Genomic DNA, 19,672 nt, shown 5'->3' on the forward strand with positions numbered 1-19,672 from the left:
GGTGCGGCGGCTCGCCTCGCCGTTTCATATCAGGTCCCCGGTCAGGGCCTCGTACGTCTCGATCAGGCCTTCGGTGCGGTCCGCGGCCGAGGGCAGCTCGATGCCGTCCAGATGCGACACGGCCGCGATGCCCCGTGAGTTCGCCACGAACACGCCCGCGAACGACGGAAGATCGGCTACCCGCACCGGACGCCGCTCCGACTCCGGACCGTGCGCGACGAGCAGTTGCATGGTGATCCCGGCGAGCAGCGGAGCCTCGGGCCACACCACCGTCGCGCCGTCGAAGAAGCCGATGTTCGCGGTGGCCGTCTCCGACACCGTCCCGTCGGCGGCCACCAGCAGGGCGTCGTCATGACCGCCGCGCCGGGCCAGCCGCTGGTAGTAGGCCTGCCCGAAGTCCCCGATGTGCTTCACCTCGGCGACGGACCGCTGATAGGGGACGGATGCCAGACGCCGGGCGGAGTTCGGCGCTGCCTTGGGTGGTCGTACGGCGACCAGGACCGTCGTCGCGTCGCCGCCGCCCGCCGGATATACCTGCACCCGCACGGAGGCGTCCCGGACGTCGTCCCCGAGCGCGTGCCGGATACGGTCGCGGATCAGCTCGCCGTCCAGGCCGACCCCGAACAGCTCGCGGTTGGCGGCGTCGAGGCGCGCCAGGTGCAGCGCCAGCCCCCGCACCCGGCCGGCGCGGACCTGCATCGCGGTGAAGTGCCCGTACGCCCTCAGCACCGGCCCGAACAGGTCCTCGGCCGTGGCCCTGCGGCCATCCATCTCGTAGCGAGGCAAGTCGATGGGAGGCATGATCCCAGCGTAACGAGACGTGGGGGCACCGAACAGCACGCGACCGGCTCCGGTTCCGGTACCGTCTGCCGGGTGACCTTCCCTCCTGTCATCGCGGTCCTCGGTGTGCCGGGCGCGGGCAAGAGCACGCAGGCGCGGGCGGTCGCGCGTGGCGTCGGCGGGGTCTCGGTCTCCGTCGGCGACCGGCTGCGGGCGCTCGCGGCGGCCGGGGACGAGGACGCGCGGTCGACCGTGGCCGACGGTTCGCCCATCACGCCCGCCCAGTACAAGCGGTTTTTGCGGTACGTACGGGACGAGGTGCCGGCGAGCGTGCTCGTCCTCGACGGGTCCCCGCGCGACGAACGGCACGTGCCGGTGCTGGCCGACGTTCTCGCCGCCGGGACTCCTGTCTTCGGTGTGCTCCTCCAACTGCCCACCGCCGTGGCCGAGCCACGGATCAGGCTCCGCAGGAGCAGTGCCCCCTCGGACCGGCCGGACGACCTGGAGGAGACGGCGGCCCGTCGGCTGGCCCATCAGACGGCGTCCCTGACCCGCCTTGTGCAGAGCTTCGCGGCGCGCTGGCCGCTCGTGACCGTCGACGCCACCGCGGACGAGTCCTCGGTGACCCGGCGGATTCTGGAGTCGCTGCCCGACGGCTGGCCTAGAACATACGGACCGTGAGCTGGTCGCCAGGCCCGCCGTGCGGTCCCAACTCGGCCATGACACCCACGTCGAGGAAAGCCGGAAGACAGTCGCCCAGGTTCATCAGCGGCGCGGTCGTGCTGCGGATGCTCTCCGGGTCCGGCAGTTCAGGTACCTCGATCTCGCAGATCTGTCCGGCCGCCCTCAGCGCGTAGTACAGGGACGGCGCGAGGTACGGGAAGCGCTTGGCGTCCTCGCGCAGGTCTCCGGTGTTCAACCGGCCCTGTTGCCAGAGCAGTTTGAGGTGACAGAGCGCCTTGATGTTGGGGTCGCCCAGCAGCATGCAGTCGGCGTAGAGGCGGTGCAGCAGGGTCCAGGTCAGGACGCGGTCGCTCAGCGTCGCCACGTCCCGGTCCGCGACCCGGATCTTCTGGGTACCGGCCCACCAGTCGTCCTCGGAGGGCTTGACGCGGGTGCCGACGTCGTCGGTCAGCATGTTGAGCGTGTAGTGCAGATCGACCGAGAGCTTGAAGTGCAGCCGGTCGTCGACGAAACAGAATCTGTGCGGCATCAGCGCGCGCAGCCGGGCCCCGTACGGCGCCAGTTCCGGCATCGGGACGACCTTCTCGTACGGCATCAACTGCCCGAAGGAGTAGAGGGATTCCTCGGTCATGCGCGTGATCCGGGCCGGCATGCGCCGCACCTTGCCGCTGTCGATGCGCAGATCGGGTTCGTAGCCGAGTGAGACCAGTCCGTCCCGTGCCTCGGACAGGCTCCGGTGCCGGACGAGCAGGTCGATGTCACTGCTCAACGAGGGCGCGGCCGTGTTGTGGAGCAGCACATCCAGCGCCAGCCCCTTGTAGGCGATCACCGGGATTCCCCGGCCGTGCAGCAGCCCGGCGATTCGCGCCAGTTCGGCCCGGTGCAGCTCACGCACCGCCAGACCGGCCTGCCGGAAGAGCCGGAAGGGCCCGTCGGCATCCCGCACCACGGGATGCCAGGCATGACTCGTCAATGCGGCGTTGACGATCCGACGCCGCTTCAGACAGTCGAAGACCGTCAGCGGACCGTGGGTGTCGACGATCCGTGAAAAGCAGTCACGCTGGTGGCCCGACGAAACACCGGGAAACGGAACCAGGGTCGCCCGAACGAGATCGATTCGATCGACAGCGGAAAGTACCGATAATTCAGCCATCCGATCACCCTAGGATCGCCGGAGCGCACGGCACAAGGGACGGCCGAACGGGTTGTTGCCGTTCAGGAGAAGGAGTCCTACGGAGTGCCGATCCGACGGCCGTGCAATAGTCTGGAGGCGGTCCTTGTGCGCTCCACCAAGTCCGAGGAAGTGATCTGTGATGTCCGAGATCCCGGATATCCGCGCCGAATCACCCGTCTCCGTGAGCCTGTCGCTGCGCGACTCAGCCGATGTGTCCGCGCTGGTGCGGATGATCCGCGGCACTCTCGCGGAGGTCGCCGATTCCGTCGCCGTATCGGTCAGGGGTTCGAAATCGGTGGTCGTCGGTCTTCTGTCGGACCTGGAGGACAGCACGGTGGCCGTCTCGGCCAGGATTTCCCTCCGGGCGGACCGGCCCGTGAAGGAGTAGGCGGGTTGTCGAACGCCCACGCCGCATTCCGCCTGCTCCGATGGTGCGCCGACCGCGGACACGACCCGGACTTCGGCCCCTGTGACGAGGAGGTCCGGTCGTTTCTTCGGTCGCGGAACATCGACTCGCTCCTCGCGCTGTCCTCGGGGAACGCCGACGCGCGGCAGACCGCCTACGACACGGTGTGGCAGCACCAGCTCCGGGCGCTGCGGCAGGTCGTGGAAGCCCTGACAGGCAGCGGAGTGCGCACGCTCATCTTCAAAGGCGGCGAGCTGATCCCGCGGCACTTCCCCGGTCATTCCCTCGGCTTCATGGGAGACGGGGACATCCTGGTGGAACGCGACCGGATCGAGACGGTCAAGTCGGTCCTGTACGGGCTCGGATTCCGCCACGCCGTTTTCGACACGGCGCACGGAATCGTAAGGGACCGGGATGTGCGTGAGGTGGCCGAGACCGAGCTGCGCCACTACGAGCTCGCCTCGTTCGTGAGAACCGTCGAGGTGACCGAACCGGAGGTGGTGGCGGCGGCGCGCGCCCACCACGCCCACCCGCTCTACGCCCTCGGGGACCGCGCGGTGATCCTCACCGCGATCGACGTGCACCACAACGTCGCCCTGGACGCGGACCCCGCCCCGCTCTTCGACCGCGCGGTACCCAGCGGTCTAGGAGTGGGGGAGACACTGTCGCCGGCCGACCATGTCTGGCTCAACCTCAGCCGGTACTACAACGAGGTGGCCATTCACGGCGGTTGTTCGCTGCGCCCGTTCGCCTACACGCTCCCCGAGATCGCCGCCGGTCAGGTGGCATGGGACGTCGTCGAACAGATGGCCGAGGAGCTTGCGCTCGGCCCGACGCTCTCGTACTTCCTGCGCTTCTGCGACCAGGTGGCGCCCGGACGGATTCCCTCGGACACCCTCGCCGCGGTGCACCGGTCCTCGGACAGCCGGGTCCGCGACTGGGGCTGGCAGCTCGCGAAGCTCTTCGACTTCCAGGAGGCGTTCCCGGCCGGCGGCTTCACGCCGGCGTCCCCTCCTGAGGGCGCGCTCTCCCACTCGGTGAAACAGACCACGCGCCCCAGTTGAGCCAGGCAATCGATGCGCCCGATCCGGCCATTGGACCGGGCGCCGCAACAGTCCCCGGATCTCACCCGGTGATCTCCCGCCCCCGGCACGCGCCGCCGGCCGGGAATCCGTGGACCACCTGCTCCTTACCGGCACGCTGCCGTGATCGCGGATTCGCGCCGCGGATCATCCTCGCTGCGAGCGAGGACACCGGTGACAGGGTGGCGTGAATTTGGCGGCCCCCATGACCGTAACGCTGCTTCCGGGTTGACTCCCGAGTTGGCGCGAACCTAGGGTCAAAAATTCGGAGCACTCCCGAAATCAAAGCCATTCACGCTGCTGATACGCGCAACGGAATGATCGAAGCGAAGGGGACGCGATGAAGAAAGTGCTCCTGGCGACAGCTCCGAAAGAAGCACTGATCGAGCCCGACGGCATCGGCGGAAACTGGTACGACCGCACCGACACCTATATGGCCTGGACCTGTGCGGTCGACCTGGAAGACCGATTATCGGTCACCTGCCCGCCGACCGGACTCCGCTTCATCAAGCACAATGTGCCGGACGTGGAGATCCTCGAATACCCGACCTGGCAGGAATACCTCGACGCGCTGCACGCCGAGGACTGGGACATGGTCGGCCTCAGCTTCTACACCTGGTCCACGCCGGTCGCGATCGAGATGGCCAAGTGTGCCCGGGAAGCCGGCGTACCGGAGATCTGGGCGGGCAACTACGGCGTGCTTTCGCCGGGCATCGACCAGTACTTCACCCGGCTGGTGAAGGGGGCCGGTGAGGCACCGATCCACCAGTACGTCTACGACAAGCCGCTGCCGCGTGTGCGGCACCCCGCCATGCTGGGGGAGAGCGGATTCCGTGGAATGAGCTCCCCGGTCGGCTATCTCTACTCCAAGCGCGGCTGCAACATCGGCTGCACCTTCTGTTCGACCCCGATCTTCAATCCCAAAGAAGAAGCCATCTTCATGGAGGACACGTACGCGGCACTCGACGCGTACCGGGATGCCAAGGTCGCACACGTCATCATCTACGACGAGAGCTTCTTCCTCACCAACCAACTGGCCGAGCAGGTCGTGGACGCCCTCGCCGAGCGTGAACTGCCGTGGATCTGCCTTACTCGCGCCGACCTGATCCGGGGCCGCATCCCGGAACTCACCGACCGCTGCATGGACGGCGCCATCGTCGGCATCGAGTCCTACCGGGACAAGAACGTCGCCGACGTGAAGAAACGCGACGACGTCTACAACGTACGGCAGACCGTCCGCGAGCTCATCGACAACGGCCGCCGCGCCCTGGGCACCTTCATGGTGGGATTCGCCGAGGACACCATCGAGGATATGCGGTACGACATCGAGCAGCTCAGCCAAGAGGGGTTGTTCGCCTGCCAGTTGACGCTGCTGACCCCCTTCCACGGCACCCGGCTCTACCGTCAGATGGAGCACCTGATCGACGAGCCGGACCTCAGCAAGCACGATCTGTACAACCTGGTGTGGAAGCACCCGAACATGAACCGCACCGAAGCGCGCGACCTGCTCGCCTGGGCGCAGCGCCGGGTCAACGACCCGGACCGCATCGCCGCCCGGCTGAAGCAGGAGATGAAGACGAAGGTCCGCAACGAACTCGCGCGCCGGCACGCCGAGCGGCAGGTCAGCCACTCGGGATCGCCGTCATGAGGAAACTGAACATCCTCTGCGTCCAACTCGGTTTCCACGAGGCGTATCCCGACGCGTCCACCCTGGCGACGACCTACAACGACGGCATCTACTACGTCGCCTCCTTCGTCCAGCAGGAGTTCCCCGATGCCCGCGTCGAGATGTGCCAGATGTTCTGGGGCGAGCGGCCCGAGGACTTCCCGCTCGACGGCTACGATTACATCCTGATCTCGGCGCTCGCCACCCACTTCTGGTCCAACATCGAGGCGCTGGAGCTGATCAAACGACACAAGCGCTCCGACTGCGTGGTCGTCATGGGCGGTCCGCACGCCGCGTTCGCACCCTACGAGGCCCTGCGCTACTCCGACTACGCGGTGATCGCCGAGGGCGAGATCCCCACCGTCCAACTGATCAGGGCGCTGGAGGCGGGCGACCCGGTCACCGGGGTCGACAACCTCGCCTACATCGGCGCGGAGGGCCGGCTGGTCCTCAGCCAGGTCGCCCGGTACGGCAACATCGCCAACGCCATCGACCCAAGGCTCCTGGCCCGCGCGCCCAAACTGCACTGGGCCACCGTCTCCATGTCCCGGGGCTGCCCCTTCGACTGCTCGTTCTGCTACGCGATCCGTCTGCTCGGCCGGAAGTTCCGCACCAAGACGGCAGAAGACGTCCGGGAGGAACTGGACGCCATCTACGAACAGACCGGCTGCAACCGCTTCTACGTCACCGACCTCAACTTCACCACCCGCAAAAGCTACTGCCGGGAGATCGCCGAGACCTTCCGGGACCGCGACTACAAGTTCATCGCCATGAGCCGGGTCAACCACGCCGACGACATGGATCTCGTCCTCGACCTGAAGCGCTCGGGATTCGAGGAGTACTGCCTCGGCGTGGAGTCGGAGGACCCGAGCGTCCTCGAAGCGTTCAACAAACGCGTCGACCCCTCGGAACAGACACGCCGGCTGCTGCGCTTCGCCGAGAACGACATCGCCATCCACTCGGCCATCATCTTCGGCCTCGACGTCCAGGACAGGCAGGCGATCGAGGCGACCGCCCGGTGGTGCGCGGAGGCCCGCATCATGCACCCGGTCTTCGTGTGCCTGGCCGAATACCCCTTCCAGGACCTGCTGTACGGGGCCCGGCAGGACGTCGAGGACCACCGCATCATCATGGAGGTCCCGACCTACCAGCACTACTCCTTCGTCGGCATCTTCCCCCGCCGGATGCGCCCCAGCACACTCCAGCGGGGCATCCTCGACAGCTACGACATCTTCTTCAAACGGGCCTTCGAGATCGAGCAACGCCCGCAGCGGCGGGCCCGCCTGAAGTCCTATGCCCGCAGCGTCGACCGCGGACGGGCCGGCATGGAACAGCACATCCGCTTCCTGGAGGACCTGGAGAAGCCGTACTACACCTCGTCCGGGGCTTTGAAGGAGGACCTGCTGAAGGCCGACTTCGACACACGTCACGGAGAGCTCCGCGACTGGCTGGCGAAGTCGTCCAAGCGCAGCGACGTCGAGTTCGTGAAGCGATACGCGCGATGACCGGGACCGTCGTCCACGCCCTGCTCGACAGCGCCCGGCGCACCCCGGACCGGCTCGCCTTCCGGGTGATCGAGAGGGACGAGGGGGAGTTCGCCCTCAGTTGCGCGGACATGGCCCGACTGCTCGGCGAGACCGCGGCCGGACTCGGCGCCCAGGACCTGCACAAGGGCGACCGGGTCATCCTCGTCCTGCCCACCTCCCGCGACTTCCTCGCCGTGTACCTCGGCTGCCTCTACGCCGGAGTCGTTCCGGTCGTCGCCGCGGAACCGAGGGGCGGCGCCGGCGAGCGCTACGCGCAGCACCTGCGCAGGCTCGCCGACCACACCGGTGCCCGCCGGATCATCGCGCCCCCGGACCTGGCGCAGGCCCTCCCGGCCCCGGTCACCACACCGGAGGCCCTGCGCGGCGCGGCCCTTGACCTCGACGCGCCGCGCGTCGGTCCGGAGGGGCTCGCCCATCTCCAGGCCACCTCCGGCTCGACCGGCGACCCCAAGCTCGCGATGGTCCGGCACGGCAACATCGTCGCCAACGTCCGTGCCATCGCCCAGGCGATCCGGGCCAGACCGGACGACTTGCTGGTGAGCTGGCTGCCCCTCTTCCACGACATGGGCCTGATCGGGATCTCGTACGCGCTCCAGGCCCGTATCCCGATGGTGCTCGCGGACCCCGTCGCCTTCCTGCGCAACCCCATGTCGTGGCTGCACTGGATCAGCCGGTACGGCGGAACCCTGTCGCCCGCGCCGAGTTCCGCGTTCCACATCTGCGCGCGGGTCGCGCGGCGCCGCCCGCCGGACGGACTGGACCTGTCGAGCTGGCGGGTCGCCCTGTGCGGCGCGGAACCGGTGCACGAGAGCACCATGCGCGAGTTCCAGGACACCTTCGGTCCGTTCGGTCTGCCCGAGACGACGCTGCTGCCCGTGTACGGGCTCGCGGAGTCGACGCTGGCGGTGACCATCTCCGACGTGGACCGCCCCTATGCCGTGGACCGGGTGGACGCCGAGGCCGTCACTGCCGAGGGGCATGCCGAGCCGCGGCCCGCCGACGACCCGCGCGGCGTCGCCATGGTGTGCGTCGGCCGGGTGCTGCCCGGACACCGCCTGCGGATCGTCGACGAGGACGGCGAACCGGTGCCCGAGCGGATGATCGGCGAGATCGAGGTGGCCGGCCCCAGTGTCATCGACGGCTATCTGGCGGGGCCCGAGCACGGCACCGACGACGCGTTCAGGACGCCGGACGGCCATCACCGTACCGGTGACCTCGGGTACCAGGTCGACGGCGAGGTCTACGTCACCGGCCGCCGCAAGGACCTCGTGATCATCGCCGGCCGCAACTACATCCCGGACCAGTTGGAGCGGTTCGTGGAAGCCGTCACCGAGTCCCCGCGCACCCCGGCCGTCGTGGCCGTCGGCGTCCCCGACCGGAGTCTGCCCACCGAACAGCTCCATCTGCTGCTCGACGAGCGGCTCGCCGAGGAAGGCGAACGGCAGGCCGTCACCGACCGGGTGACCCGCGCCCTCGCGGAGGCGTTCGGGATCGCCGGCGTCGGCTTCCACTGGATCGCCCGGTCGAAGCTTCCGCGCACCACCAGCGGCAAGATCCAGCGCCATCTGTGCCGAAAGATGATCGAGGAACAGCTCACCGCGCCCAGCCGACACGTATGACGATGGGGAAGGCCCTCACGATGCAGGATGACAAGCAGGACCTGGAACTGTTCGACGAACTCGTCGCACACATCGGTGAGTTCGTCGAGCAGGATGTCTCCCATCTGACTCCGCAGTCGCACGTCAGCAACTCCATCGAGGGCATGAGCTCGCTCAAGATGATCGAGCTGCTGCTCTATCTGGAGGACTGCTTCGGCGTCGACTTCGAGGAGTCCGCCATGGACAGGATGGAGACCATGCAGGACCTGGAGGACTACATCAGGCACACCCTGGTGGCCCCCCGGCAGCAGGCGTGACCGACTCGGTGACGTCGTGCCGCGCAGCGTAGTGGTCACGGGCATGGGGGTCGTCTGCTCGCTCGGCGCGGACGCCGACGAACTGTGGAAAGGGCTGATCGCCGGTCGCTCCGGGATCGGCCCCGTGACCCGCTTCGACCCGGGACGGTTCCGCTCCCGGCATGCCGCCGAGATCGACGACACCCGGGTGGTCTTCGAATCGGTCCCGCTCCGGTTCGAGATCGAGCGGATGAGCGGGTTCGTTCGCTACGCCCTGTTCGCCGCCGACCGAGCGCTGAAGGACAGCGGGATCGCCGAACCGCGCGAGGGCGGCGTCTACCTCGGTGTCGCCATGGGCGGACTGCCCAGCATCGAGGCGGGCGTGCTCAAGCAGGAACATCAGGGAACGCGAAAGACCAGTCCGTTCCTGATCCCCTCCCTCATCCCCAACATGGCGGCGAGCATGATCGCGCTGCGGCACGGCATCGAGGGGGAGCAGGTGACGGTCGCCGGGGCCTGCGCGGGCGGCGCTCAGGCGCTCGGGCAGGCCATGCGCGCCATCCGCTGCGGCACCCTGACCTGGGCGGTCGCGGGCGGGGCCGAGGCGGTGACGACGCCGATCACCTACTCCGGTTTCGAGGCGATGCGGGTGCTCAGCCGTGGCGAGGACCCCGAGCTGACACCCCGCCCCTTCGACGAGCGCAGGGACGGCATGATCGTCGGGGAGGCGGCCGCGGTCTTCGTACTGGAGGAACGGGAGCACGCCGAGGCGCGGGGCGCGGCGATCCACGGAGAGCTGGCCGGCTTCGCCTCGAACAGCGGCGGCGAAGGCATCACGGGCCTGTCGAGCCGCCACATCACGCGGTGCATGGCGGACGCGCTCACCGACGCCGCCCTGGCGCCGGACGCGGTCGACTGTGTGTTCGCGCAGGCATCCGGCATGGTCCAGGGCGACGCGGCCGAACTGGAGGCGATACGGGCCGCGACGGCGGGCGCGCGCCGGAGGCCGCTCGTCACCTCGATCAAGGGACACACAGGCTACGCGTTCGCCGCGAACGGCCCGATGAATCTGGCCGCCTCGCTCATGGCGCTGCGCCATCAGACCGTGCCGCCCACCGTGAAACTGGACCGGACCGATCCGTCGTTCGCCGACGTCGACATCGCCCGTGAGCCACGCGGGACAGCGATTCGACGATGTCTGATCAACGCGTTCGGATTCGGTGGGATCAATGCCAGTCTGGTGGTGTCCCGCACCTAGCCGCGCCACCGCACTCACAAGGAGCACCGTCTTGAGTTCCGCGTCCACCGGTTCCGCCGCCACGAGTTCGGCGTCCTCGCATTTCGAAAAGCTGACCCGCTGCTGCATGCGCTGCAAGATCTCCCGGTTCCTCGACAAGACGATCGAGATCGAGAAGGCCGGACGCGCACGGGTGGCCATTCCGTTTCAGCCGGAGCTGACGCAGAACGCGGACTTCCTGCACGCGGCCATGCTCTTCGAGGTCGGCGACACCGCCGGGTTCATGGCCGCCAATTCGCTGGAGGAGACGTACAGTGTCCTGACGGTCGACTACCACATCAACCTGGTCCGGCCGGTCCGCAAGGAGGGCGTCTACGCCGTCGGCGAGGTGGTGACCGCAGGCAGAACGATCTACGTCGCCCGCAGCGACGTCTACTCCGAGAGCGGCAAACTCGTGGCGGCGGGACAGGGCACCTACACGGTGTCCACGATCCTCCTGACCGACCTCGACGGCTACGACGACTGAACCGACGGGGGCCCGACAGGTGATCGACACAGCAGACCACGACGGCATCGCCGTCCTGACCCTGCGTCATGGACCGGTGAACGCACTGGACCTGGAGCTGCTCACCGCCCTCCCCGAAGCCCTGGCGAAGGCCGCCGGAGCCCGAGGCATCGTGCTGACCGGCAGCGGAAGCAGCTTCTCGGCGGGCGTGGACCTGAAACGGATCATCGACGGCGGCCCGACGTATGTCGCGTCGTTCCTGCCCGCCCTGCATCAGGCCACGCTCGCCCTGTACGGCCATCCGAGACCGGTCGTCGCCGCGCTCAACGGCCATGCCCTGGCCGGGGGGTGTGTGCTGGCAGCCGCCTGCGACCTGCGACTGATGTGCGGCGGGACCATCGGGCTCACCGAGCTCGCCGCCGGGGTGCCGTTCCCCACGGCCTGTCTGGAGGTCATGCGCCACGCCGTCGGCCCGGCACTGGACACGATGGTGCTCGCCGCCGGTCGTCTCACACCCGAACAGGCCGCCTCGATCGGCCTGGTGCACGAGACCGTCGAGCCCGGCCTCCTGCTCACCGCGGCCCTGCGCCGTACCGAAGCACTCTGCTCGACCCCACCCGAGGTGTACGCCCTGTCCAAGCGCCAGCTCCATCGGCCCGTCCTCGAACGCATCGCCGCCGCGGCGCCATCGGAGGACCCCGAGGTGGCGCGGATCTGGAGCGCTGAGCGCACGGCCCGGATGCTGAGCGCGTACCTCACGTCCCTGCGCCGAAGCTGACGAGCCCCCTGCCGAGAGAGGACGCATGCAGCCGGAATCGATCCAGAACCCGGAACGGACCGCGGCGAGGCGGCTCTATCAGTACAACGTCGATCTCAAAGTGGCCTTCGTGCTCCACGCCGTGGCCAAACTGCGCATCCCCGATCTCCTCGCCGAGGGCCCGCGCTCCGCCGCGGACCTGGCGGCGGCGACCGGCTCCGACCCGGACAGGCTGCGCCGACTGTTGCGCGCGGCGGCCGCTGTCGACGCCCTGACCGAGGAAGCGGACGACGGCTTCGGACTCGCCGCGATGGGCGAGCTGCTGCGCTGCGACCACCCGCGCGGCATGCGCGGCATGACGACGTTCTTCGCCGAACCGGACGTCCTCGCCGCCTACGGCGACCTGGTGGAGTCCGTCCGCAGGGGAGTCCCGGCGTTCCAGTTGCGCCACCGGGAACCGCTGTACGACTTCCTCGCCCGCCCCGAGAAGAAGGAGGTGCGCGACGAGTTCGACGCGGCGATGGTGGAATTCGGCCAGTACTTCGCCGAAGACTTCCTGTCCGCCTTCGACTTCTCCCAGTTCTCCCGCTTCGCCGACATCGGCGGCGGCCGTGGCCAGTTCCTGAGTGGTGTGCTGGCGGCGGTTCCGTCGGCGACCGGGGTGCTCGTGGACGGAACCGCCGTGGCCGAGAGCGCCCGTGAGTTCCTCGCGTCGCGGCGGCTGACCGACCGCGTCGAGGTACGGATCGGAGACTTCTTCGACGTACTGCCCGCCGGCTGCGACGCGTACGTCCTGCGCGGAGTGCTGGAGGACTGGGCGGATGCGGACGCCGTACGGCTGCTCTCACGCATCCACCAGGCCATGGGCGACACCCCCGAGGCTCGCCTGCTCCTCCTGGACTCGGTCATCGGGGAGACGGGGGAGCTCGGCAAGGTGCTGGACCTCGACATGCTGGTACTGGTCGAGGGCGAGCACCGCACCCGCGCCCAGTGGGAGGACCTGCTGGCGCGGGCAGGCTTCGAGATCGTGGGCATCCACGTGGCGGGCGACGTGTGGGCCGTCATCGAATGCCGCAACATCCCCGCCTGAACCGCCGAGCACGGATACGGAGAACGTGGTGAGTGACGGACGCGAGAGCTTTCTTCAGGTCATGCGCTCGGTGTACGAGCGCTACCTCGTAGGAGTCCCCGGTGTCAGTGAGGTCTGGCTGATCCGGCACGCCGACTCCTACAAGGGCCTTGAGAACTACGAGGGCGACCCGCGCGACCCGGCGCTGTCGGACAGGGGCAGAGCACAGGCGAGGTACCTGGCGGCGCGGCTGGCCGGGGTCCCCCTGCACGGTGTGTGGGCGAGCGGCGCCCACCGTGCCCAGCAAACGGCCTCGGTCGTGGCCGCCGAGCACGGGCTGCGTGTCCACACCGATCCACGGCTGCGGGAGGTGCGCACCGACTGGGACGACGGACGGCCCAGCGAGCTCAAACCGCCTGGCGTGTACCCGTTCCCCGAGCCGGAGAAGGAGGTCGCCGAGCGCATGCGGGAGGCGATCGCGGCAGCCGTCGCGGGCACTCCGCCGGCTTCTGAGGGAACCACCCGGGTGGCGGTGGTCGGCCATGACTCCGCGCTGGTCATCCTGCTCGGCAGCCTGATGAACCTCGGCTGGGGGCAGCTCGACATGATCCTGCCGCTGACCAGCGTCTCCGTCCTCGCCGTCAAGGACGATCGGATGGTCGTCCGATCCATCGGCGACGCCACCCATCTGGCGGCGGCCCCGTCCGACGTGGTGTGAGGGCGTGGCACCGGGACGGCTCGGCCCGGACACGCTCGCCGAGGTCCGCGCACGCATCGGGGCCCGGTCCGCGACGGCACGCCCCGAGGCGGCCCACGAGGAGAACACCCGGACGGTCCGGGCCCGACCCGGGGCACGGCAACGGCCGACCATGCGACCCACGAGAGTCCGGCTCCGCCAAGGCCGCGGCGGGATCGAGCGCGCCGCGCGACGACGTGCAGATGACGAGCAGCCCGGATTGCCCCGATCGAGTCAGTCGCGGCGGACCTCGACACCGGCGATCGTCAAAGTGTTCGCAGGGAATTCGAACCTGGACGGCTCAAGGCGAGACAACGAACGAGGATTTGCGAGCATCCGGCGCGTAGGACTGGGAGCGCACCACGGCGGACGCGAAGGCGACCGTCCGATGGCCCGGTGCCGGCCGGTATGCCGCCGTCGCCCTGGTGGACGTCCGCCACGGTCGGGGCCGTCGGCGGTTCCTCGCCCCGGTCGGTGTCCAGCTCTGGTTGGAGATCATGTGCGTCACCGCGCCCGGCGACGCCGTCACCGCGCTCAGCCCGCTGACCGTGCCGACGGGTCAGGCCGGGTTTCCGGCGCTGGCTGCCCGGACGGTGGCCAGCAGACCGGTCGTCTCGGGAATGCCCTGGTTCCAGACCGGGGCGACGGCCGGAGCGTGGGTGGGCGGGTCCTGGTCGACATGGATCGTGCCGTCCGCGAAGATCTGTTGACGCTCGATGTGTCCGATGGGCACCCGGATGGTTCGGTCGTCGGGCGGAGGCGACGTGCAACGGTCCGCGCACACGCTCGACAAGAGTCTCTAGCTGATCGGGCGGGCCGTCCTGCGGCAGCCCTTGGGCATGGATGCCGCCGCCGGGCACGACGATGAGCGTCTCGGTGGTGTCGGTGGGTGTGCTGTAGCTGAGCCGGGTTCGGGTTTCCACGGTGATCCCGTGTGTGGTGGCGGTCTGGTTCTGCCGGCGCCTGCGCGCCAGAGGCTGCCAGTGCGCCCGTACGGCCGCGTCGATCCCGGTCCGCGATCACGTTGGGCGGGTGCTTGCGCTCGCCCTTGCGGTAGCGCTCCACCGACCGCTGGCTGACCTCGATCTCCTGGGCGACAGCCCGTCGGCGGTGGCGGGTGGCGCGGGCCCGGTTGCGGCAGGAGGGCTTGCACCACTCCTGGCGTCCGTGGCCCCGTACGAAGTACCGCACGCGGCGGCGCGTGACAGGCGCGCGGCTCCTCGCGGTACGGGCCGCTCAGGAAGCCGATGGCCGCGCACGCACTGCCGGGTGGTGTTCTGACGGTGCGCGTCGGTGCGGCCCCCGGGCAGGTGGACGGGGGGCGGTGGAACCCTGATCGACGCCCCTGGTGCGGTGAGGGCATCGCTGCCATGATGAGCCGTCCGAACGGCCATGCGGGAACATCAACTGACCTGGGGAGGCGCCGTGCTGACCACGGCAGAGCGAGTCCGTGCCCTCAAGGACGAGGACTTCCGGCTGAGTCTTGCGCGGGAGTTCCCGGACCATCCGGCCGGGAACCCGGCCGAGGAGGTTTACGTGTCCGCCGGGCAGGCGGCCAGTACCTGTGAGTCCTATTCCAGTTGCGCACGGATGTGCAGCTACTGACCCGACCGCCCGCCGCGCCGCACCCTCGTGGGGTGCGGCGCGCGGTACGAGCCGACCCCAGGGGGTACCGCCGTGGTGGACACGTCCCCGCTGCGTCTGGCCGCCGCCCGCGCCGTCCCGTTGAGCCGCCGGGGCCGGGCCACCGTCACCGACGCCTCCCTCGGCGGGCGCGCCGACCGGGTACTGGCCCGCTGGCGGGCACAACGCCCGTTCGATCAGGACGGCTGGTTCGAAAGGCGGCTGGCAGCGGACTTTCTCGACCCCGGCCTCCTGCGCGAACTGCTCACCGAGCCCGCCGAAGCCCTGGCCGAACGGCTGGGCGCCGAGGAGCCGTGGGCGCGCCGCCTGGCGGCTGTCTTCGAGGAACCCCCGCCCGCCCCCGCCGTCGAGATCCCCGACCGGGACGCCTTCGCCACCCTGGTCGCCCCGCTGCTCACCGCCGCCCGCGACCGGCTGCGCCAGGGCATCGCCGCCCTCGGCCCCACCCCGCTGGGCACTGCCGAGGAGATCACCGCCCACCTGCTGCCGTCCCTGACCGCCCCCGCCCACACCATGGCCGTACGCACCATGATCGTGGAACTGGAGGTCGCCCGGCTCACCGGCCGACTGACCGGTGCCACCCCGCAGGAGCGCTACCGCGGCTTCGTGCGCCGCCTCGCCGACCCCGCGCGGGCCGTCCAGATCCTCGCCGAGTACCCGGTCCTGGCCCGCCGCCTCACGGTGGCCGCCGAGCAGTGGACCGACACCCACCTCGCCCTCGTACGCCGCCTCGCGGCCGATCTGCCCGACGTCTCCCGCACTTTCTCCCCCGGCGTACCCCTGGGCCGCCTGACCGGGATACGCACCGGCCTCGGCGACGCCCACCGGGGCGGCGCCACCGTCACCGCCCTGCGCTTCGACAACGGCACCCGGATCGTCTACAAGCCCCGCCCGCTCGACGTCGACCTCCACTTCCAGGACCTGCTGCGCTGGCTCAACCCCCGGCTGCGGCTGCCGCTGCTGGAGGTCACCCACCTGCCCCGGGACGGTTACGGCTGGGTGGCCCACGTGGCGGCCAGGCACTGCCGGGACGCGGCCGAACTCCATGCCTTCTACCACCGCGCCGGGACACTCGCCGCCGTGCTCTACGTACTGGACGCCGTCGACTGCCACGCGCAGAACCTCATCGCCCACGGGGACCAGCCCGTACTCGTCGACTGCGAGGCGCTCTTCCACCCCGACCTGCGCGAACCCGCCAAGGACCTGTCCCCCTCCGAACGCCTGGCGCGCCACGACGCCGCCCACTCGGTGCTCCGGTCCGGACTGCTGCCCCAGCGGGTGTGGGATGAGGGCGGCAACGGCGGCGCGGACGTGTCGGCCCTCGGCTGGGACCCGGACCAGGCACCGCCCCGCACCGTGCCGTACGTGGACGGCGAAGGCACCGACCGGATGCGCATCGCGTACCGGCCGATGAACCTCCAGGGCGTCGACAGCCGGCCCCTCCCCGCCGGCCGGCCCCTGGAGCCGGCGGACTTCGCCGACGACCTCGACGCCGGGTTCACCGAGGCGTACCGGATCATGGCGCGGGCCAGACCGGGGGTGCGCCGCCTGCTGCGGGCCTTCGCCGCCGACCACACCCGGCTGCTGCGCCGCGACACGCTGGAGTACCGCAGCCTGCTCGCCGCCGGTGACCACCCGGACCTGCTGCGCGACGCCCTGGACCACGACCGCCACCTGGACCGGCTGTGGGCGCTGGCGGCCTGGGAGGAGAGCGCCGGCGCCTTCCTCGCGCACGAACGCGCCGACCTGTGGAACAACGACGTCCCCCTGTTCACCCTCCGCCCCGACGGCGTCGACGCCCGCGCCTCCACCGGAGCCCTCATCCCCTCCGTCGTCGACCGGCCCGCGCTCGACACCGTGCTCGACAAGCTCGACTGCCTGGGCCCCGCCGACCTCGCCCGCCAACGCGAGCTTCTGCGCCTGTCGGTGACCACCGCCACCGGTACGAGCGAACCGTTCCGCCCGCAGGCCACCGCCCTCCGCCCGGACAGCCCGGCCCCGGCCCCGGACCCGGACCCCGGGGCGATCCGCGCCCGCGCCCTGGCCAAGGCCGCCGAGGCCGCAGACCACCTGCTCCGCCGGGCCTACCGGGGGCCGACCGACCTGGCCTGGATCGGTCCCAACTGGACCCCGCCCGGCCGCTGGGCCCCCGCGGAACTCGGCCCCGACCTCTACAGCGGCACCGCGGGCATCGCCCTCTTCCTCCACCACCTCGCCCTCCGCACGGGCGAGACGACGTACCGGAACGCCGCCCAAGCCGCCGGCGTCACCCTCCGCCACCAGGCCGGGCGCCGAGCCGGCCGGCTCACCGGCGGCCTGACCGGCACCGGAGGCATCCTCTACACCCTCGCCCACCTCACCGCCCGCCGCTCCGACGCCCGGCTGACCGCGCTCGCCGACACCCTCGTCCAACGGGCCGCCGCCACCGCCGCCGAGGACGAGTCCTTCGACGTCATCGACGGCTGCGCGGGCACCATCGCCGGACTGGCCGCCTGGGGAGCGGTGCACCCCTCCGGCGCGGTCACCGACGCCCTCGCCCGCTGTGCCGGGCGGCTCGCGGACCGGGCCGCCCCGCAGCCCGGCGGCGGGGTCGGCTGGCTGCCCCGCGCGCTGGCCGGCACGGCCGACCGGCCACTGGCCGGGTTCGCCCACGGAGCCTCGGGCATCGCCTGGGCGCTCACCAGGGCCGGGAGCCTGCTCGGTGACGGGCGGCTGGCCGCCCTCGCCCGGGAGGCGCTGGAGTACGAGCGGACCCTCTTCGACGCGCAGGCCGCCAACTGGCGCGACGTACGCGCCGACGGCTCGCCCGGCGCCTCCGCGTCCCTCCCCGTGCTCTGGTGCCACGGGGCGGCGGGCATCGCCCTGGCCCGCGTGGAGCTGTGCGCGGAGCTGGACGACGCCCGGCTGCGCCAGGAACGCGCGGTGGCCCTGGCCACGGTGGCCCGCGACGGCTTCGGGCACAACTTCTCCCTCTGCCACGGCGACCTGGGCAACCTGGACCCGCTGCTCCTGGCGGGCGGGGCGGCGGCGGACACGGCACTGCGGCAGGCCGCCGTGACCCTGGACGCGCTGGAGGCGCGGGGCTGGGTGTGCGGCATGCCGAGCGGGGTGCACAGCCCCTCGCTGATGACCGGGGTCGCCGGGATCGGCTACGGACTGCTGCGGCTCGCCGCGCCGGAGGCCGTGCCCTCCCTGCTGGCCCTCCGTCCACCCGGGGCGACACCCGTTCGGTGATGCGCCCCCCTGTCGCGCGGCCTGACGGACTATTTTCCGTGCTCGCGCAAGTCACCGAGCGAATTCCGCCGTGACCGGAGTGCTGACATCCCCGTGGCGGCCGCTTGGCCCGTGTCCCTGGCCGGAGTGAAGGAGTAAAGGGCGGGCGGGACGGGCGGTACGGCCGCGGCCGGGAAACCGGGCGCGCTCAGCCGGTTGCGCGTCGACCGGGGCCCGCCGCGCCGCGCTGCCGATCCCCCGGCGGCGTCCAGCGGGGAACGCCGGCGGGAGAGAGGGGCGGGGCGGACGCGGTGCCGGCGCGCGGGATGTCGCAGCCGGCCTGTGCAGCCGGGAGATGGCGAGCCGGCCTGATTCCCATAGATCAGCTCGCCGTCGAAGGCCGACGGGTCGGGAAGCTGCGCGGTCGCGGCGACGGCCTCCGGGAACGCCGGTGCCGTCCGGGTGCCGTTCCTGGAGCGCAGTACGACCCGGCCCGCGTCGACGGACAGCCCCGCGCGAAAGCCGTCCTTGTCCGGACTGGGCCATGTCTCATGAGACATCTGCGCACAGCTTCTGCCGGATTCGTTCTGCCCTTGGCTCGGGCCTTCGGCGTACCGGTGGGGTGTCTCCTCGGGGCGGGGAGGCCGGTATGCGCGCGGCCTGCGCCACGACCAGGCGTGTGCACTGGTTTGGACGCAGCGCCGGCTTGAGGAGTCCGTGCCCGAGGGCAGGGCCCCGGTGGGTGTCTGGCCTGCGCCGGGGGAAGGGGTGGCACCTACCTCCGTCAGGATTCGGCGGCGGACACGTCGTTGCAAACCAGCTCGGTGGCCAGGCGTCGCATGACCATGCGATTGGCGTGCCGCATCGTGGCCCGTACGACGGGGGCCAGCAGCCGGTCGGTGAGCGGGGCGCGTACCCAGGTGTACGTGAATGAGACGCGGGCCCCGCCGGTGGGCAGCGGTTCGATGGTGTAGGTACCGCGGCCCTGCCGTCGGCCGGCCGCGCTGACATTGCGTTCGACGATGCGCCGAGGGGCCTCGGCCTCGACGACATCGATGGTGACGTCGGTCTTCGTGCCGCCCAGCGCGGCGGTGACGGTGGCGCACGATCCGATGCCGCTGGCGGGGCCGGTGAAGCGCCAGTTGGTCAGGTAGTGGTCGGTGAACCGCTCGTGGTTCGCCATGACGTCGAGGAAGCCGTAGACCTGCTCGGGAGTCTGAGGTACGTCGATCGACACGGTGACAGACTTCATGTACCGCACGGTACATGCGCCCTGTG

General features: G+C 70.4%; 17 protein-coding genes and 1 pseudogene. 13 read left to right on the top strand and 5 right to left on the bottom strand.

Going from position 1 to position 19,672, the window contains the following annotated elements:
* Nucleotides 1–24: 24 nt before the first annotated feature.
* Nucleotides 25–801: an aminotransferase class IV gene (locus ACFY32_RS28765; RefSeq protein WP_390675745.1), complete on the bottom strand. Its 777-nt coding sequence runs from the start codon at nucleotides 799–801 to the stop codon at nucleotides 25–27.
* 72 nt (nucleotides 802–873) lie between these two features.
* Here ACFY32_RS28765 and ACFY32_RS28770 point away from each other — a divergent pair, with 72 nt between their 5' ends.
* Nucleotides 874–1,461, top strand: coding sequence for a nucleoside monophosphate kinase (locus tag ACFY32_RS28770; RefSeq protein ID WP_390675746.1), 588 nt, complete (start codon nucleotides 874–876; stop codon nucleotides 1,459–1,461).
* On the opposite strand, the gene ACFY32_RS28775 is transcribed toward ACFY32_RS28770, so the two are convergent.
* On the bottom strand, nucleotides 1,442–2,410 hold the full coding sequence (locus ACFY32_RS28775) for a nucleotidyltransferase family protein (protein WP_390675747.1): 969 nt from the start codon (nucleotides 2,408–2,410) through the stop codon (nucleotides 1,442–1,444). The two genes, ACFY32_RS28770 and ACFY32_RS28775, sit on opposite strands and share 20 nt — an antisense overlap.
* 367 nt (nucleotides 2,411–2,777) lie before the next feature.
* On the opposite strand from ACFY32_RS28775, the gene ACFY32_RS28780 reads away from it, so the two are divergent.
* From ACFY32_RS28780 to rosC, 11 genes are all read left to right on the top strand, one after another.
* Nucleotides 2,778–3,026 carry a hypothetical protein gene (locus ACFY32_RS28780; protein ID WP_390675748.1) on the top strand — a complete coding sequence of 83 codons (249 nt, stop codon included), beginning with the start codon at nucleotides 2,778–2,780 and terminating at the stop codon, nucleotides 3,024–3,026.
* A gap of 5 nt (nucleotides 3,027–3,031) precedes the next feature.
* Entirely contained in the window at nucleotides 3,032–4,108 is a 1,077-nt protein-coding gene (locus ACFY32_RS28785) for a nucleotidyltransferase family protein (RefSeq protein WP_390675749.1), read from the top strand.
* Between the two features lie 358 nt (nucleotides 4,109–4,466).
* Entirely contained in the window at nucleotides 4,467–5,774 is a 1,308-nt protein-coding gene (locus ACFY32_RS28790; RefSeq protein WP_390675750.1) for a B12-binding domain-containing radical SAM protein, read from the top strand.
* Nucleotides 5,771–7,297, top strand: a complete 1,527-nt coding sequence (locus tag ACFY32_RS28795) for a B12-binding domain-containing radical SAM protein (protein WP_390675751.1) — start codon at nucleotides 5,771–5,773, stop codon at nucleotides 7,295–7,297. The genes ACFY32_RS28790 and ACFY32_RS28795 overlap by 4 nt, the downstream gene beginning before the upstream one ends.
* Nucleotides 7,294–8,958 (top strand): fatty acyl-AMP ligase, encoded by a 1,665-nt coding sequence (locus ACFY32_RS28800; protein ID WP_390675752.1) that lies wholly within the window; start codon nucleotides 7,294–7,296, stop codon nucleotides 8,956–8,958. The genes ACFY32_RS28795 and ACFY32_RS28800 overlap by 4 nt, the downstream gene beginning before the upstream one ends.
* A 20-nt stretch (nucleotides 8,959–8,978) precedes the next feature.
* Nucleotides 8,979–9,254 carry an acyl carrier protein gene (locus ACFY32_RS28805; RefSeq protein WP_390675753.1) on the top strand — a complete coding sequence of 92 codons (276 nt, stop codon included), beginning with the start codon at nucleotides 8,979–8,981 and terminating at the stop codon, nucleotides 9,252–9,254.
* Between the two features lie 16 nt (nucleotides 9,255–9,270).
* Nucleotides 9,271–10,491 carry a beta-ketoacyl-[acyl-carrier-protein] synthase family protein gene (locus ACFY32_RS28810; protein WP_390675754.1) on the top strand — a complete coding sequence of 407 codons (1,221 nt, stop codon included), beginning with the start codon at nucleotides 9,271–9,273 and terminating at the stop codon, nucleotides 10,489–10,491.
* Between the two features lie 31 nt (nucleotides 10,492–10,522).
* Nucleotides 10,523–10,996: a PaaI family thioesterase gene (locus ACFY32_RS28815; protein WP_390675755.1), complete on the top strand. Its 474-nt coding sequence runs from the start codon at nucleotides 10,523–10,525 to the stop codon at nucleotides 10,994–10,996.
* 19 nt (nucleotides 10,997–11,015) lie between these two features.
* Entirely contained in the window at nucleotides 11,016–11,753 is a 738-nt protein-coding gene (locus tag ACFY32_RS28820) for an enoyl-CoA hydratase/isomerase family protein (protein WP_390675756.1), read from the top strand.
* A gap of 25 nt (nucleotides 11,754–11,778) precedes the next feature.
* A complete protein-coding gene (gene rosA, locus ACFY32_RS28825) occupies nucleotides 11,779–12,822 on the top strand; it encodes a N,N-8-amino-8-demethyl-D-riboflavin dimethyltransferase RosA (RefSeq protein ID WP_390675757.1) in 1,044 nt (347 codons plus the stop codon).
* A 28-nt stretch (nucleotides 12,823–12,850) separates the two neighbouring features.
* Nucleotides 12,851–13,519: an 8-demethyl-8-aminoriboflavin-5'-phosphate phosphatase gene (gene rosC, locus ACFY32_RS28830; protein ID WP_390675758.1), complete on the top strand. Its 669-nt coding sequence runs from the start codon at nucleotides 12,851–12,853 to the stop codon at nucleotides 13,517–13,519.
* A gap of 577 nt (nucleotides 13,520–14,096) precedes the next feature.
* Here the strand turns inward: rosC and ACFY32_RS28835 are convergent.
* Nucleotides 14,097–14,270, bottom strand: a complete 174-nt coding sequence (locus ACFY32_RS28835) for a hypothetical protein (RefSeq protein WP_390675789.1) — start codon at nucleotides 14,268–14,270, stop codon at nucleotides 14,097–14,099.
* 368 nt (nucleotides 14,271–14,638) lie between these two features.
* Nucleotides 14,639–14,798, bottom strand: a pseudogene (locus ACFY32_RS28840) (CGNR zinc finger domain-containing protein); the annotation flags it as partial.
* Nucleotides 14,799–15,214: 416 nt separating this feature from the next.
* On the opposite strand from ACFY32_RS28840, the gene ACFY32_RS28845 reads away from it, so the two are divergent.
* The gene (locus ACFY32_RS28845; protein ID WP_390675759.1) at nucleotides 15,215–18,415 is read left to right on the top strand and encodes a type 2 lanthipeptide synthetase LanM family protein; all 3,201 of its coding nucleotides are present in this window, start codon (nucleotides 15,215–15,217) and stop codon (nucleotides 18,413–18,415) included.
* A gap of 763 nt (nucleotides 18,416–19,178) precedes the next feature.
* Here ACFY32_RS28845 and ACFY32_RS28850 read toward each other — a convergent pair.
* Nucleotides 19,179–19,646, bottom strand: a complete 468-nt coding sequence (locus ACFY32_RS28850; protein ID WP_390675760.1) for an SRPBCC family protein — start codon at nucleotides 19,644–19,646, stop codon at nucleotides 19,179–19,181.
* Nucleotides 19,647–19,672: the final 26 nt, after the last annotated feature.

Source organism: Streptomyces sp. NPDC000134, assembly GCF_042899225.1.
GTDB lineage: Bacteria > Actinomycetota > Actinomycetes > Streptomycetales > Streptomycetaceae > Streptomyces.

Coding starts and splice junctions, on each gene's coding strand:
- ACFY32_RS28805 (WP_390675753.1), top strand. CDS start 8,979: ATGCAGGATGACAAGCAGGACCTGGAACTGTTCGACGAACTCGTCGCA.
- ACFY32_RS28790 (WP_390675750.1), top strand. CDS start 4,467: ATGAAGAAAGTGCTCCTGGCGACAGCTCCGAAAGAAGCACTGATCGAG.
- ACFY32_RS28800 (WP_390675752.1), top strand. CDS start 7,294: ATGACCGGGACCGTCGTCCACGCCCTGCTCGACAGCGCCCGGCGCACC.
- rosA (WP_390675757.1), top strand. CDS start 11,779: ATGCAGCCGGAATCGATCCAGAACCCGGAACGGACCGCGGCGAGGCGG.
- ACFY32_RS28780 (WP_390675748.1), top strand. CDS start 2,778: ATGTCCGAGATCCCGGATATCCGCGCCGAATCACCCGTCTCCGTGAGC.
- ACFY32_RS28850 (WP_390675760.1), bottom strand. CDS start 19,646: ATGAAGTCTGTCACCGTGTCGATCGACGTACCTCAGACTCCCGAGCAG.
- ACFY32_RS28765 (WP_390675745.1), bottom strand. CDS start 801: ATGCCTCCCATCGACTTGCCTCGCTACGAGATGGATGGCCGCAGGGCC.
- ACFY32_RS28795 (WP_390675751.1), top strand. CDS start 5,771: ATGAGGAAACTGAACATCCTCTGCGTCCAACTCGGTTTCCACGAGGCG.